The sequence below is a fragment of the Paenibacillus sp. FSL H3-0302 genome (genome assembly GCF_037982245.1).
Lineage (GTDB): Bacteria > Bacillota > Bacilli > Paenibacillales > Paenibacillaceae > Paenibacillus_AQ > Paenibacillus_AQ odorifer.
In genome coordinates this window covers 1,153,191-1,167,950 of sequence record NZ_CP150284.1, presented here as the reverse complement: position 1 = coordinate 1,167,950, position 14,760 = coordinate 1,153,191, and the positions used below count along the sequence as shown (strand labels likewise).

Genomic DNA, 14,760 nt, shown 5'->3' with positions numbered 1-14,760 from the left:
TTTATTAACCCCACTTCTGGATCAGCTCCCGGCAAAGCTCACCATAAGGCTCCCCGATTGCGGTCACCGTAATGATTCTTTCCTCCGGTCCAACTGTTTCCATGTATATATGCATATGCCGCGGCGGCATTAACTCCGTAATAATACTGCTCCATTCTACCAAACAAACACCCTGACCATAGAAATACTCATCCAATCCAAGCTCATCTGCTTCCTGAAGTGAAATCCGATATACATCCATGTGATATAACGGCAGACGACCTTCGTACTCTTTAATAATAGTAAAAGTAGGACTGTTTACGATCCCTTTCACTCCAAGATGGCGAGCGTAACCTTGCGAGAAGGCCGTTTTTCCTGCGCCTAGATCACCGTCCAAACCGATAACCATGCCTGCCGTTGAAGCAGCAGCTATTGCACTTGCCAGTTGCTCCGTATCCTGCAGATTATAAGAACGGTAAGTGAACACCGTTTCGACTGTTTTGTCCAACTACAACTACCACCTTTTAAAATATACCTGTCGAAAACCATTACATTCAATTATATCGGTATGGTGCATCCACCGCAACAACTGTCCCTGCCCATTGTTTAAGCTGAAGGAGATACAGTCCTCTTCTTCACTTGCGTGGTCAAGCTGAATTTCGATACCGAACGCTGCGAGAATGGGTGGCTTCGACTGCCGCTAATCCGCTCATGCTGCTCCTACCATATCTGTAGCTTGAAAGAATAATACTGTGGCAATAACTCCTGAACACAGCGCAACAATAATGGACTGTCCTGCCTGATCCAATATATTGGTTTAAATCTTACACCGTCAACCTTGACGTCAGTTATGCTCCAAATCAAAAAAGAGACCTTTACGCAAACTTAAGCATAAAAAGTCTCTTTTTTTTAAACTATAATTCAGCTTTAACGTACGCTCTAAGTAGACCTTTGTTAGTGCTCTTGCTCTTCGAGTCGTTCAACACCCACAGTGTGCGTATTGGTTGGTCGAGAGCCAACTTGTACCGTAGCCATTCCGTTCTCTTCATCCACATGTTCAATCCATACAGGCTCCCCATCCAAATGTACACTTACAGTTTCTTTAGAAGCATAAATATCCTGTGCCCGTTTGACGTCCACAACTGTTCTCCTCCTTTATCTTTCCTAAAGTTTACGATTCTAAGGGTGACGTATCTTCGAGGGTTCGTTCCGCATCCAGCTTTTCCGAATCGGAAACCTGACTGGCCTCCGTGGACGCAATAATGCTCTCCCAATCCACAACTGTGGCCGGAATATCCTGCTCGCTCAGCGCATCGCTCCATTCGTTATCTCTTGGTTCCATACCTTAGATTCTCCTCCTCAACTTCACAGGTCCGAGTTTATTTTTTCCCAAGCTTCTCAAAAAATGCACCCGGCTAGAAAAGCCTTTCCTGCCTCATACTAACCCAAAGCAAATCAACTTAGATCAGGAGGTGTTTCTCATGCATACCGTTTGGAAAGGAGCCATCAGCTTCGGGCTTGTGCATGTTCCGGTTAAAATGTTCTCCGCTACGGAAGACAAGGACATTTCTCTGCGTTATATCCATAAGGAGTGTGGCAGCCCGCTGTCGTATGTACGCAAATGCCCGGTGTGTGACAAAGAGGTAGCTTGGGAAGAGATCGGTAAAGGATATGAGTATGAAAAAGGGAAGTTTGTGCTCTTCGACAAAGAGGAATTGGATCAACTATCCGACGAGACCAGTAAAAGCATCTCCATTCTCGACTTTGTAGACCTGACGGAAATCGATCCGATTTATTTTCAAAAAACCTATTATTTATCCCCGGATCAGGCAGGCTCAAATGCTTATCGACTTCTTATGGAGGCCATGAAGCAGACAGGTAAAATTGGTATCGCCAAAATTTCAATCCGCTCAAAAAGCAGTCTGGCAGCGATCCGTGTGCTTGAGGATTGCCTTGCGATTGAGACCATTTTTTATCCTGATGAGGTGCGGCCGATCTCGCAAGTGCCTGGTCTGCCCGAAGCAGGGACAGTGAACGATAAAGAGCTGGAAATGGCTAAGCTGCTGATCTCACAGCTATCCACTCCTTTTGATCCGGCAAAATATACCGATGATTATCGCCAGCGTATGCTTGATCTGATCTCACATAAAATTGCAGGCGAGGAATTTCATATCGCTCCTGCTAAACAGGAAAGCAATGTGATTGATCTAATGGCTGCCTTGCAGGCTAGTATTCAAGCTGTGCAGCATATTCCTTCAGACCCTGGTCCTTCATTAACAGGCAACACAAAAACCAAAACTAAAGCGGCTCCTGCTGCCAAAAGAAAAACAGCCAAGACCAAAACAACCGCCGCGGAACCTGCGGAGCAGCAAAACGAGGTCTCCGGGCCGACTCCAGTCATCACGCCAAAACCGAAACGCCGCAGCACGAAAAGCAAAACAACCGTATCTTAGGAGGCTCTGCGGATGAAGCTTCAGCCCATTATTCCTTTTGAACCTATACTGGCTGGGCAGCTTCCAGCAGGTGACCAGTGGATCGCACAAATTAAATGGGACGGCGTACGGATGTTGTCCTATTACGATGGAAGCACTACTCAGCTTATTAACAGACGTGGCAATTACCGTACCACGCAATATCCTGAACTTACTGATGTATCTGCTTACTGCAAGGCTGACTCCGTTATTCTAGATGGTGAGATTATCGCACTCAAGGACGGCAAACCTTCATTTCATGAGGTGATGCGGAGGGACAGCTTGAAAAATGGTTCCACGATTTCCGTCGTTAGGCATCAGGTTCCTGTCATTTATATGATATTTGATATTCTGTTTTATAATGGCCAATCGACGATGGATCAACCATTATTCTTGCGGCAGCAGCTGTTAAGTGACATTCTGCTGCCGCATCCCCATGTTCAAGCTGTGCCAAGTTATACCGATCCTACAGAACTGTTCGCCGCCACTCAGAACCAGGGCTTGGAAGGAATCGTCTGCAAGGACATCAACAGCACTTATGCTCCGGGCGGAAAAGATAAACGTTGGCAGAAACGCAAAATCAGTTCTGATATTACAGCTGTAGCCGGGGGTGTGACGTTCCGTGACGGTATCGTCAACGCACTGCTTCTTGGTCTTTATGATGATAAAGGAAATTTGCATTATATCGGACATGCCGGTCCGGGAAAATTGACTGTGCAGGATAAACGCGACTTAACTGCGGAGGCACACCGCCTTAAGCTGGATCGGATGCCCTTTGCAGATGTTCCACAACGAGGTAAGGATGCTTTTTGGATAAAGCCGGAGCTCGTCTTCAAAGTTCATTTTCTGGAATGGAACACCTCGGGCACTCTGCGTCAGCCTGTTACTCAAGCTAAAGTGAATCTTCCCCCGGAGGCATGCACAATGGAGCAAAAAGGATAAAAGAACGTCCTCCCAATCTGAAATGGGAGGACGTTTCTTATTGTGCTGTAAAACTTGTTACAAGGGCCTCAAGCTCTGCCTTTGTCTGCGCAGTATTTTTTGTACTCGTAAGTGTATAATCGACACTTCCATCAGCACTGGACCATACCAGCTGGACTTTAAGATCACCGTGATGAGGCCCAAAAACTGTGTAAATCGCCTCAACCCCGTTGAGGGTCAAGCTCTCATCCTGATCCCCAGGCAGCTGGGCCAAAGTCACCCCTTCCGGTAGCGTGTATGCAGGTGCAGATCTTAAATTCAACCTCTCTCCATTTCGTAGATAGGTGATAGAGGTTTCTGTATTGCTCCACTTCAAGCTTTTCGAAATCACCTTTTTACCACCAGCTTGGGCTTTAGCTTTTAACTGATCCCTAAGGGTTTTATACTCTGAGCTAAAAAACATTGGAATCACCGGATTTAAAACGACATCCTGTAACTTATAATCCTCTGGTAGAGAAGTAGGTATCAGGAGTGACTTCCCGCTTAATGAAAGTAACTTCTGCGCCGCTTCGTTTATAGAACTGAATCTATATGGCATATAGCTTATACTCAAGGTTTCATGTGGATTAGATTTCTTATCATTTACATACAGGATCTTAAGTTCGCCTGCTTGTAAGGGAACTGTATTTTCTTTGGCAATCAAAGCTTCAATCGTTGAAGATATGGGCGTATTCTGCTCAACGGGTGCTGTAGCTTTACTTTTATTATTACTCCCCGCAGGCACTGCGCCTGCTGTTCCACTCACCGCACTTATCAATACTAATAAGCTTAAGGCTGTAATCGCCGCGCTTTTCTTAATCATCATTATAATATCCTCCTTTAGCCCCTTGGTTATTTGATCATGGTTTTAGCTACCGCCAGCATTTCATTTGTCGTCAGCGTACTGGCCCGATTGTCTGAAAGGGTATATTGTATCGTGCCTGAGTTATCCAGCCATACTAGCTTTGTGTTAAAGCTTGCGTCTTTAGCGGAATCAGTTGTAAGTACTATTTTCCTGCCGTTGACCGTTAATTCTTTCTTAGATTCCGAGGCTCTTACAAAAGGTACCGCTCCTTCCGGAAGTTTGGCGGGCGGCGACCCAGTTACAATGCTAAAATTGGCTTTTCCTTTGGCATACAGCTGCATAGACAAATTCGTCTGGTTCCAGCTGATGATTTTACTAAACAACTGTTTATTAGAATTACCAGCAACCGCTGCTGCCTTCAATTCCTGCTCTAGTTGCAAATACAGCTCTGAATCATTAGCTACAGCCGGTGGATAGATGATGGCTCTCGCCAGAGTGAAGCCTTTAGGAAGATTTCCGGGCTGCGGAATAGACGGACCCTTTAGCGCTTTAAACTTCGCAGCAAAGGATTTATAGTCTTTAAAAACAAACCCTTTGCCAGAGAAGCTGATCGCATCCTGTGGATTGGAGACTTTATCCCGTACGTAGTAGGCCAAAAGCGTACCTTCCTTCACTCCAGCTACGAGTGCCTGCAATTCCTTTTGGGTCTTCTGATCGGTTTGTGATGCAACCTGCGCTCCTGATGCCGCCGCAATTGTAAGAGACAAGCCGGGTACATCCACACCCCCGGCCACTCCTGTTCCTAGCAAGATTGCTGCAGAGAACGCGATAACTGTTTTTTTGAAATCAGAATGGAGCTTCAATTTCTAACATCCTCTCCTTCAATAAGGTAAAAGTATTTTCACCCCTGTTTTTAACTACACTTCTATAACAATCCAACATTAGAAAAAGGGACATTTTTTCACAAAAAAGAGGCTGTCCCAAAAGCCATGAAATAGTTGCTTGGGACAGCCTCTTTTTTGTTCTTAACATTACAAGTGCCGCATCAAGTGATGCTCCTAATGATGCAATAAGTGAAGCACTTATAGAACAATTGGGGAATTTCTCCCTAAACCTCAGATATTTCTGTCCACAGAACGTATCGCCCATAGTCCACCGTCACATATACCACTAATTCCACAAATCATCTACTGCAAGCCGCACGAAAATCATACATAGCACATCGCCCCAACCATTAACATAGAACACTACGCGTGGTATATCGTCACATGGCACAGTAAAATCCATTATTTCCCTATTCCATAAAAAGCTGCCTCCCAAGTAGAATTCACTACTTTTGAGACAGCTTCTCCTAATGTACAGTTAGAACAGTAGCTAGTGAATAAAACTGGTGGCAATCTTTTGCCATTGCTCACGAGTCAGTTTATTCTCCTGCTTGTCGCTCAGAGAAAGAACCATCTGGGTGGCTTCATCATACCAATACAATCGATTCTGAGAAGACCAAGCATTCTTCCCTTTTCCAGTACCCGCCGCGATAAATATTGCCTCTTTACCTGTACCTGTCACAGACCATTTTTCAGCAGTCTGGCCTTCCAAGATAGACACTTGCATGGTATAACCCTTAAAAACACTCTGCCTTAAGGATAGTGTAATTCTTTGATCTCCGTTGTGGTAGGTAACCTCAGCATTATCTATGGAATTTGCAGCTATCTTCTCCATAAACAAGTTTTGTCCAGTTTTATCGGTTGTAGCCTTTTTTTGAAATTGTTCAAGGATTTCTTCATATTCTGTGTCTAGCGACTTGTATAGGGGAGCTGCATTAAAAGTTCCTTGCTCGAATTCATAACCATCAGCTAACGAGGAAGGCAACCCTGGCCAGAAATCGCCAACCGTTTTTAATTCTTTTACGAAGTCTTGATATTTCGAATACACCGGCGAAATAAAAGCAAACTGCAATTGATTTCCATAGCCTAACCCTAACTCCAGCTTATTTAATTCAGCATCCTTCACATAATAAGCAGCCATTTCCCCAGTGTTTAAACGAGCAAGCACTTGCTCTTTATAAGTCATAGATAAGCTCTGATACTTCTCTATCGCAGGCGAGGTTGTCGGATCAGGCGTATTATTATGCACCGTCTTCACAACAGCCTTCCCTCCGCTGTTCACTAGTGTAATAATACCACCTTGGGGTTTTGAGATATCAATTGTAACCTGGCTACCTTGTTCCGATAAATCTCCATCAGCAGATAGCTGAAAAGCACCCAACCCGATAATCCCTAGCAATACAGCCGCGGAGACTCCTGTGAGCACTCTTTTTCTAAACCTAGACGGGTGTTGGGGCATCTCCTTTTGCTTCTGCATAATAGGATCTTCCGGTTCTGGGAACGGCTTCAGCTCGATAACGATGTTCGTCCTTTCACCGTCAATCCTATTCTGTTGTTCATGAATTGCTCTTACCCGCTTCATAACAGCTGCTTTTACATCCAGCTCTTGGCAGCTCCCTACCGCATCCATTTTCTTGATCATTTTCTCTTCAACAAAGCCTCGTTGCCGCACCATTCCGTTCCCCCTTTCTGAGCATTCAGCATTTTGCCAAGCTTCGTAATCGTTCGCCTGTATTTTTTCTTCACAGCATCAGTATTCTTATCCAGAATCTCCGCAATCTCCGGGAAGCTCTGTTCCTCAAAGATTCTAAGTACTAACAGGTTTCGCTCCTCTGTCTTCAGCTTCTCGAGGGCAAAAGTCAGATGTTCGTTAAATATGTAACGGTCCATCAACTGTTCCGGGCTTTCTGCAGGCGGATCTGGTTGAAAAAGCGCCATAAACTTTATTTGGCTTTGACGTTTGCGGATCAGACTGAGGCAATGATGGTAGGCAATTTTATATAGCCATGAAGAGAAGCTCGCGATAGGGCGGTATGTGCCTATATGCTGATATGCCTTTACCAGAATTTCCTGTACTGCATCCTCCGCTTCAGTACGGCTCCCAAGCAGCCGACAGCAATAGCGGTAAATCGGCTTTTGAAAAGCCTCGACGATCAAGGCATAGGAATCTACCTCGCCTGACTGTACCCGAACAACAGTGTGCTCGATCCCGTCCAAAATCAGCAAACTCCCCTTTCTCATTAACGTATATCCTTATAAGTCTTATGATCATCCAAAAGGGACACTTTGGGAATATTTTTTTCATGAAAAGGAGCAGACTGACACATAATACCTTCATTCCTATCACAGAAAGGAGTTTCCCCGATGCCGGCAGCGATCAAAGGTACAATTACCATAGACGGAGAAGAAATCATCATCACTAACCCAGAGAAGCTGCTGTGGCCCGAATGTGGCATTACCAAACGGATTTATCTGCAAAAGCTCGCTGCACTCTCTCCCTATCTGCTGCGTTATTGCCGAGACCGGCTGCTTACCGTCATTCGTTATCCGCACGGCATCTCTGGAATGTCCTTTTATCAAAAAAATGCACCTGATCCGCTCCCGGCCTTTGTCCAAACCGCTGTGCACGAGAATATTAACTATATCAAGCTGCAAGGTTTACCTGAGCTGATTTGGCTGGGAAATCTCGCCGCTTTGGAATTCCACCCTTCCCTGCATTATGTAGGCAGCGAGCTGCCCTGTGAGTGGATGATTGATCTTGATCCGTCACTTGAAATCGAACCTCGTATCATGGAAGCAACTGCGATCGTTGGGGGGGTCTTAACCTCCCTTGGCCTCTCCTCTGTACCCAAAACCTCCGGTGCTACCGGGGTGCAAATCATTGTCCCTATCGAGACTGGCGTTACTTTTGATGGATTGCGGAAAATCGGGCATTTTGTGGGTCGTTACGTCACCGAAAAGCATCCCAACCTGTTCACCCTGGAACGTCTAAAAAAGAATCGCGGAGATAAAATCTATTTTGACTACCTCCAGCATTATAGCGGCAAAACATTAGCTGCACCTTACACACCACGTGCAAGACCACTTGCTACAGTTTCTACACCCTTGCTATGGGAGGAGGTTCAGCAAAATGTATCTCCCTCTAATTTTCATCTGCTCAATATCGAGGAACGCCTTCTGCGTATGGGAGATCTTTTAGAGAAAGTGCCCCCACAGCCCGTTGAACAGCTCATTGCTAAGCTCCCATAAAGGAGCAATCCCATAGAAAAAAGACCCTAAAAACAGCAATAAGCCCGCAGCATCAACTACATGCTACGAGCTTATTTGGCGTCCCACTCAAGGACAGAAGGTATACTATATAAGAATACGGCAGGCCGAGCTTTGTTCACCGTATTTATTGCTTTTTTATCCGTAAAAATACCTTCTTTCAGTTAATGATACTTAAGAGCTACGCTAGTGGATGGATTTCTTCTTGAAGCGGCCACCTTTAACATCATGGATGTTACCTATTGCGATGAATGCATCAGAATCCCAATCTTCAACAATGGTTTTAAGCTTAGCTTCTTCCAGACGGGTGATAACTACAAAGATCACTTTCTTGTTCTCACCGGAAAATCCGCCTTCTCCATCTAAATAAGTAACACCACGTCCAAGACGCTCTGTCAGAGCTTCCCCGATATCGCGGAATTTATCACTGATAATCCATACTGATTTCGATTGATCCAGACCCTCAAGGGTGATGTCAATAACCTTAAATGCAATATAATAAGCAATCAGGGAGAACATCGCGTTATTCCAACCGAACACAAATCCAGCTCCGGACAAGATGAACAGGTTGAAGAACATAACTACTTCACCTACAGAGAAGGGAAGCTTCTTGGCTACCAAAATCGCAACAATTTCTGTACCGTCTAGAGATCCCCCGAAACGTACAACCAATCCAACACCTACACCTAGAATGATACCGCCAAACACGGCAGCAAGCATCGGTTCAACTGTAAAGGCCTCTACATGATGCAGCATTGAAGTGCCGATAGACATAAGTAAAATCGCATATAAGGTAGATAAGGCAAATGTCTTACCGATTTGCTTATAACCGATTAACAGGAACGGAAGGTTGAGCAGTGTCAATAATATACCCAGAGGAATGTCAAATAAATGTGATAAAATAATGGAGATACCGGTAATCCCGCCATCAATCATTTGATTAGGTACTAGGAATATCTCAAGTGCAACAGCCATCATGGCGGCCCCTACGGATAACATGATCATACGCTGCGCGAACTTAGCCATTTTATGGGCACCGGTCTTCTGCAGTTTGTTCTGCTCCTCTTTGGTAAACATTTGTGGACTCACATTCATAGAACTCCCCCTACAATTTAACAGTATAGTTTTGAAACATTCGGAAGTATAACTACAATCTATACTTTCTTACATTTCTTCTTATACAATTATTATATCACAAAATATGCTCTAATAATGAATGGAACACGTACTATCCTTCGAAAAATTCAGATTTAGTCCTCTTTCCGGTCATAACAGCGGTGATAACAACTGACATAGCCCTTCACCGAGTTTGACAATTCTCCCTCTCTCCTTAAATTTTACAGGATCAATGAATTCACTGTTCTTTTGATCCTTTTCAAACCCCGCGACTAGCTCTGCTATCGTCTCAGGATGCAGCAAAACCGCTGTCATTTCGAAATTAGAATAGAAGCTGCGCATATCCAGATTCGCACTTCCCACCGTACCCAGCAGATCATCCACTATCATGACTTTGGCATGCATAAATCCTTTGGTGTAGCGATAGAACTTCACGCCTGCATCTTGTAAATTCTCCAGATAAGACAAAGAAGCATGATAAACAAGCTTATTATCAGGCTTCGCCGGAATGATGATTCTAACATCCACTCCACGAAGGACTGCACTCTTCAAAGCACGACAAATCGCAGGATCCGGAATAAAATACGGTGAAGTAATCCAGATCCGTTCCCTAGCAGAGCAAAAAGCGGCAAAATACATCTCCTGAGAAGCATCGATCGCAGCATCCGGTCCACTTCCTACAATCTGCACGGCCTCTTGCTCCTTGCAAGAGTGCTCAGGGAACAAACGAGGATGACTCATACCTTCACCAGAGGCCAGTCTCCAATCCTTCAGGAAGACATACTGAATATAATAAACAGAATCTCCTTCTAAACGCAGATGGGTATCGCGCCAGTAACCCATCTTGGCGTCCTTTCCTAAGTAATCATCACCGATATTCATTCCCCCCGTAAAACCAATCAATCCGTCCACCACTAGGATCTTCCGATGATTGCGGAAATTAAACCGACGATCCAGTAAAGAACTAATCGGAGGTAAAAAAAAGTGGAACTCCACCCCGGCATTTCTCAGGGTTCGAATAAACCTACGGCTTAATCGATGACTGCCCAGTCCATCACAAAGCAAACGCACCTTTACTCCCTGCCGCGCCTTTCGAATCATAACGTCCTGAAACTGTTCTCCGATCTCATCATCACGATAAATATAAAATTGCATGTGGATATGTTCTTTTGCCTCTTCCATGGCTTCCAGCATAGCGTCGTAAGCTTCTCTTGCAGTTGACAGCACTCTGCTTTTGTTATGGCCTGTAATAGGCCCTTCCGAGAGCTTTGCAAGCAAAACCAATAAACCCTCGTTATTCTCAAACTGAGCGTTTCCAGTATCCGACGCTTGTTTTACTACCTTAATCTTACCAGTGACATACGAACGGATTTCCCGGAAGAGTGAAGTACATCTTTTGTTCAATTTTCTATTCTGTCTGTAGTCACGACCTAGAAAATAATAGAATGCCAGACCGAGCGGTGGACAACAGAAGGAAATAAACAACCATGCTATAGCCCTTTGCGGGCGTCGGTACTCCAGAAATACAATCAATGCAATCTGTATGATAAAAAGAATTAGAATTATCGCGAAAATCTTCAATTCTCTACCCCCTCAATTAATAAAAACAGATGCAATAGACTCTCTGCGATGACTCTAGTACAGGTTTTGCCGTAACTCTCCTTCTTTATTCAAACAAACCGTTGTCATGTTCCTGAAAGATATGGAATACATAGAGTAGTAGGACAATTCGGATGAGCCTAATGGAAGAAAAGTCGTTAGCCTCAGGTATCGCAAGCGGCTGCCATAAGCCGCAGAAAGGAGAAGCCATGAAGAGTCAGCCAGATCATAAACGGATTACGCTGCTTGTCGTAAGGGATGCCGGACGTCCAGTCAAACAGCTCCACATTTCCAAACCGCTAGCGTTCGCCTTACCGGCAGCAGCAGCCCTGTCTATCTCCAGTCTGGTCACCTCTATGCATTTCCATGCCTCTCAGTCCATCTCACAGCTAGAAGCCGAGGCAGCCGCACTATCGCTAACCAATCTCCGCATGGAAATGAAGGTCGCCGACAAGGATAAAGATTTAACACAGCTTCGTAGCCAGGTCAGCGAACTTTCGGAAGAGGCAGATAACATTAAAGACAAGCTGAAGAGTGTAAATGCACTGGAACAGGAGCTGCAAGCATTGATTAACAAAAGCAAAGGTGCTGCTGCCGCTACAGACACGAATGAATCTCAACCGGAGAAATCCGCAACAGAAAAATCAAAAGCTGGATCGGCCACTTCAAATTCAACATTAGGTTTATCGAACCGTCTTTCTTCTCCTGTTCCTAAAGAGACTTCCTTTAAGCAGAGTACAGAAGAGAACTCATCTTCCACTTCTCTATCCGCCATAAGTTTCCGCTTTGGGGCCATCACCGCAGCCCTTCCAAAAACACTCACCCCGCAGGTTGGTGGAGAATACATCGCGGTGTATCAGAACGACGCTACGAGCTTGGTGGAAGAAACTAAGGATGACTTTGAGGAGATTCACGGGATGCTTGATGAAATGGTGGAAAGTATCACACAGACGATCACACAGGCAGAGCACGAGAATAACGTACAGGCAAATCTGCAAGCTCAAAAGGCCCGTGCAGAAAAGGCTAAACTTAACGCTGTACCGCTCTGGCCTACCGAGTCCAAAGTCATTTCTTCAAGCTTCGGCTACCGCTCAGATCCATTCAAAGGTTTGTCTGCGTTCCATTCCGGTGTCGATATTGCTGGGAACATCGGTGATCCTGTATATGCTGCCTTAGATGGCGAGGTTATTACTGCGGAACAAATGGGCGCACGCGGAAAATACATCGTGATTAAGCATTCAAATGGATTGGAAACCTGGTACATGCATTTGAACGGAATGATCGTATCTGCGGGAGACAAGGTTAGCAAAGGGCAGAAAATCGGCTTGCTTGGAAGCACTGGCCGAAGCACAGGTCCTCATCTTCATTTTCAGGTTGTGAAGCAGAATAAAACAGTCAACCCTTTGGCGTATGTCAAACCCTAAAGGGTTGCATTTAATTTCAAAATAGGAGGAATTTATAAATGTGGAACAAACGGCAGCAGCGTGTCCCCTTTAAATCTACCGATTCCCTAATTGGGCATGGAGGAACACTGGAGGGTAAGGTGCAATGTGATACAAACCTGCGGATTGAGGGTACCTTTAGCGGTGAGATTATTTGCAGTGGTGTCGTGACTGTAGGAGAAGAAGGAACAGTGCGCTCCAGTATTAAAGCGGAAGAAATCGTGATTGCCGGCAAAGTATACGGGGATGTTACGGCTGATCGCAGACTCATTATGACCGGAACCGGAGAATTGCATGGCAATATTTCAGCAGGAGCACTTAGCATTATGGAAGGCAGCCTCCTGAATGGCTCCATTGCCATGCAAGAACAGCCCACCTCTGAAAAAGCAGGTGAGCCCAAAAGTAATATGAAAAAGGACAAGGCAGCCAAGCGCTCCTCCAAAGCTCAAGGAACACTTGAAGCCGGCTAGACTTATTTCTATGAAGCAACGTCCCTTTTACGGAAGACAATCCAGGAAATGGCCAGGAATAGGATATAGTACACCGCTAATACAGCTATGGAGAAGCCAAGTGTTGAGCCCCCCGGACCCGTATCCGACAATAGGTAACCTCTTAGATCCATATGTGTGAAGATCAAGTATTGGGCCCATTCAAACCGTTCTGGACTAAAAATAACCGTAAAAATACTCTTGGCAAACATAATAAATAAGGATAATCCAATAGCCAGCCCACTTGCGCGGAATACGCTAGATACCATGAAAGCCAGAGCAGCAGTCAGGAAAAGCTCAATGTAACGACATAGGAGATCTAGGAAGGAATATTCCGCTGGACTCCAAGCCGTAATGGATGACATCGTATCTCCCGAAGATGAGGAGAAGATTAACGAAGCACCAAACCCAAAAGCAATCAATACTGCGGTGCTAAGCAAACTGAATAACACCATGGAAATATATTTCGAGAGCAGGATCTTGGAGCGACTCCACGGGCGAATCAGCAGCAGCTTAATGGTTCCCCAGGTAAATTCGCCCGCTACGGAGTCAGAAGCCACTACAACGGTAAAGATTGTATTCAAGAAGAACGCAATACTCACCGTCATCTGAAAGTTGTCCCAAAGCCCCATAAGCGATGAATCGCCTTCGCTTGTGAAATAAATAAGCGCAGGAAGCAGCACGCTCATCACTGCAAGAATAAGCAGCATAATCCATGTGCGGACACGGCTGTATATTTTGATATTCTCATTATGTATGAGAGCTGTAAACTCACCCAATTCCTTCACCTCCTGTAACCTCTAAGAATTGATCCTCCAGCGTACGGGCAAGGGTTCTGATGTTATACACCTTAATCCCACCTGCCACTAGCTTGGCATTTAATTCTGCAATCTCCTCACGCTCTGCCTCAAGCACAAGTCCCCCACTCTTAAATACTCCACGTCCAATGAGGGCTAACGCAGCCTCAGCATTATCAACCTCGAACAAGGTTTCTCCCAGAGGCATTACAGTATTGCCTACCCCTTTCAGCTGCTTCACATCCACCAGTCGTCCATTTTGGATAATCGCAACGCTGTCACACATGAGCTCCATCTCGGAAAGTAAATGACTGGAGACGAATACAGTTGTTCCTTCTTCCTGACATAAACGGCGTAAATAGTCTCGGAGCTCGCGTATCCCTTGTGGGTCCAGCCCGTTGGTTGGCTCATCTAGAATCAGCAGCTTGGGTCTGTGCAGCAGTGCTTGAGCCACTCCCAGCCTCTGACGCATACCTAGCGAATAGGTCTTAACTTTGTCATGAATTCTTTGACCTAGTCCGACTAGCTCGACAACCTCATCTATCCGTTGCTTTGTTACCCCTGGCACCATCCGTGCATATTGGCGCAGATTCTGATAACCGGTGAGGAACTTGTACATCTCTGGATTTTCTACAATGGCCCCTATATTTGCGATAGCCTCTTCAAAATGGTTTTTAATACTACGGCCACAGATCAAGATGTCTCCACGACTAATGGAAATCAACCCTACCATCATCCGTATTGTAGTAGTCTTACCTGCTCCGTTGGGTCCCAAAAAACCGAAGATTTGTCCAGGCGGGATGTCCAGCGTTAAATCGCTCACCAGCGTTTTCGAGCCGATTTTTTTGGTGACTCCCTGCAGGCGGGCAACAGGCTCCATCAATATTTCTGTATTCGACATAGTCTCACTTCCTTTCATCTATAACCTAGTTTACCACATATACCCTTTTTT

17 protein-coding genes and 1 pseudogene are annotated in these 14,760 nt (G+C 45.2%); 5 read left to right on the top strand and 13 right to left on the bottom strand.

Features of this window, described 5'->3' with window-relative positions; genetic code table 11:
• Positions 1-4: 4 nt before the first annotated feature.
• The 4 genes and pseudogenes from tsaE to MHH50_RS04965 all read right to left on the bottom strand — a co-directional run bounded on the left by tsaE (position 5) and on the right by MHH50_RS04965 (position 1,321).
• Entirely contained in the window at positions 5-466 is a 462-nt protein-coding gene (gene tsaE / locus MHH50_RS04980; protein ID WP_256716125.1) for a tRNA (adenosine(37)-N6)-threonylcarbamoyltransferase complex ATPase subunit type 1 TsaE, read from the bottom strand.
• Between the two features lie 234 nt (positions 467-700).
• Positions 701-784, bottom strand: a pseudogene (locus MHH50_RS04975) (multidrug resistance efflux transporter family protein); the annotation flags it as partial.
• 149 nt (positions 785-933) lie between these two features.
• The gene (locus MHH50_RS04970) at positions 934-1,119 is read right to left on the bottom strand and encodes an H-type small acid-soluble spore protein (protein WP_036676525.1); all 186 of its coding nucleotides are present in this window, start codon (positions 1,117-1,119) and stop codon (positions 934-936) included.
• Between the two features lie 31 nt (positions 1,120-1,150).
• Positions 1,151-1,321, bottom strand: a complete 171-nt coding sequence (locus tag MHH50_RS04965) for a hypothetical protein (protein ID WP_175617343.1) — start codon at positions 1,319-1,321, stop codon at positions 1,151-1,153.
• 139 nt (positions 1,322-1,460) lie between these two features.
• On the opposite strand from MHH50_RS04965, the gene MHH50_RS04960 reads away from it, so the two are divergent.
• Entirely contained in the window at positions 1,461-2,432 is a 972-nt protein-coding gene (locus tag MHH50_RS04960; RefSeq protein ID WP_076185058.1) for a Ku protein, read from the top strand.
• Between the two features lie 12 nt (positions 2,433-2,444).
• Positions 2,445-3,392: an RNA ligase family protein gene (locus tag MHH50_RS04955; protein WP_076279895.1), complete on the top strand. Its 948-nt coding sequence runs from the start codon at positions 2,445-2,447 to the stop codon at positions 3,390-3,392.
• A gap of 37 nt (positions 3,393-3,429) precedes the next feature.
• Here the strand turns inward: MHH50_RS04955 and MHH50_RS04950 are convergent, their stop codons facing one another.
• The 5 genes from MHH50_RS04950 to MHH50_RS04930 all read right to left on the bottom strand — a co-directional run bounded on the left by MHH50_RS04950 (position 3,430) and on the right by MHH50_RS04930 (position 7,340).
• Positions 3,430-4,236: a hypothetical protein gene (locus tag MHH50_RS04950; RefSeq protein ID WP_076308896.1), complete on the bottom strand. Its 807-nt coding sequence runs from the start codon at positions 4,234-4,236 to the stop codon at positions 3,430-3,432.
• A 26-nt stretch (positions 4,237-4,262) separates the two neighbouring features.
• Entirely contained in the window at positions 4,263-5,078 is an 816-nt protein-coding gene (locus tag MHH50_RS04945; RefSeq protein ID WP_076282081.1) for a hypothetical protein, read from the bottom strand.
• Entirely contained in the window at positions 5,062-5,364 is a 303-nt protein-coding gene (locus MHH50_RS04940) for a hypothetical protein (RefSeq protein WP_076279898.1), read from the bottom strand. The genes MHH50_RS04945 and MHH50_RS04940 overlap by 17 nt, the downstream gene beginning before the upstream one ends.
• A gap of 225 nt (positions 5,365-5,589) precedes the next feature.
• Positions 5,590-6,774 carry a hypothetical protein gene (locus MHH50_RS04935; protein ID WP_076218344.1) on the bottom strand — a complete coding sequence of 395 codons (1,185 nt, stop codon included), beginning with the start codon at positions 6,772-6,774 and terminating at the stop codon, positions 5,590-5,592.
• Positions 6,738-7,340, bottom strand: a complete 603-nt coding sequence (locus MHH50_RS04930) for a sigma-70 family RNA polymerase sigma factor (RefSeq protein ID WP_248547910.1) — start codon at positions 7,338-7,340, stop codon at positions 6,738-6,740. The genes MHH50_RS04935 and MHH50_RS04930 overlap by 37 nt, the downstream gene beginning before the upstream one ends.
• A gap of 123 nt (positions 7,341-7,463) precedes the next feature.
• Between MHH50_RS04930 and ligD the strand changes: the two genes are divergently transcribed.
• Positions 7,464-8,348: a non-homologous end-joining DNA ligase gene (gene ligD, locus MHH50_RS04925; RefSeq protein WP_076308897.1), complete on the top strand. Its 885-nt coding sequence runs from the start codon at positions 7,464-7,466 to the stop codon at positions 8,346-8,348.
• 204 nt (positions 8,349-8,552) lie between these two features.
• On the opposite strand, the gene MHH50_RS04920 is transcribed toward ligD, so the two are convergent.
• Together MHH50_RS04920 and cls are read right to left on the bottom strand one after the other, a co-directional pair.
• Positions 8,553-9,392: a YitT family protein gene (locus MHH50_RS04920; RefSeq protein ID WP_248547977.1), complete on the bottom strand. Its 840-nt coding sequence runs from the start codon at positions 9,390-9,392 to the stop codon at positions 8,553-8,555.
• A 240-nt stretch (positions 9,393-9,632) separates the two neighbouring features.
• The gene (cls, locus tag MHH50_RS04915) at positions 9,633-11,063 is read right to left on the bottom strand and encodes a cardiolipin synthase (RefSeq protein ID WP_076129238.1); all 1,431 of its coding nucleotides are present in this window, start codon (positions 11,061-11,063) and stop codon (positions 9,633-9,635) included.
• Positions 11,064-11,215: 152 nt separating this feature from the next.
• Here cls and MHH50_RS04910 point away from each other — a divergent pair, with 152 nt between their 5' ends.
• Positions 11,216-12,505 (top strand): peptidoglycan DD-metalloendopeptidase family protein, encoded by a 1,290-nt coding sequence (locus MHH50_RS04910; protein ID WP_076302845.1) that lies wholly within the window; start codon positions 11,216-11,218, stop codon positions 12,503-12,505.
• 38 nt (positions 12,506-12,543) lie between these two features.
• A complete protein-coding gene (locus MHH50_RS04905) occupies positions 12,544-12,993 on the top strand; it encodes a polymer-forming cytoskeletal protein (protein ID WP_038568928.1) in 450 nt (149 codons plus the stop codon).
• An 8-nt stretch (positions 12,994-13,001) separates the two neighbouring features.
• Here MHH50_RS04905 and MHH50_RS04900 read toward each other — a convergent pair whose 3' ends face one another.
• A complete protein-coding gene (locus tag MHH50_RS04900) occupies positions 13,002-13,790 on the bottom strand; it encodes an ABC transporter permease (protein ID WP_076185050.1) in 789 nt (262 codons plus the stop codon).
• Positions 13,783-14,709 carry an ABC transporter ATP-binding protein gene (locus MHH50_RS04895; RefSeq protein WP_232061156.1) on the bottom strand — a complete coding sequence of 309 codons (927 nt, stop codon included), beginning with the start codon at positions 14,707-14,709 and terminating at the stop codon, positions 13,783-13,785. The genes MHH50_RS04900 and MHH50_RS04895 overlap by 8 nt, the downstream gene beginning before the upstream one ends.
• Positions 14,710-14,760 lie beyond the last annotated feature (51 nt).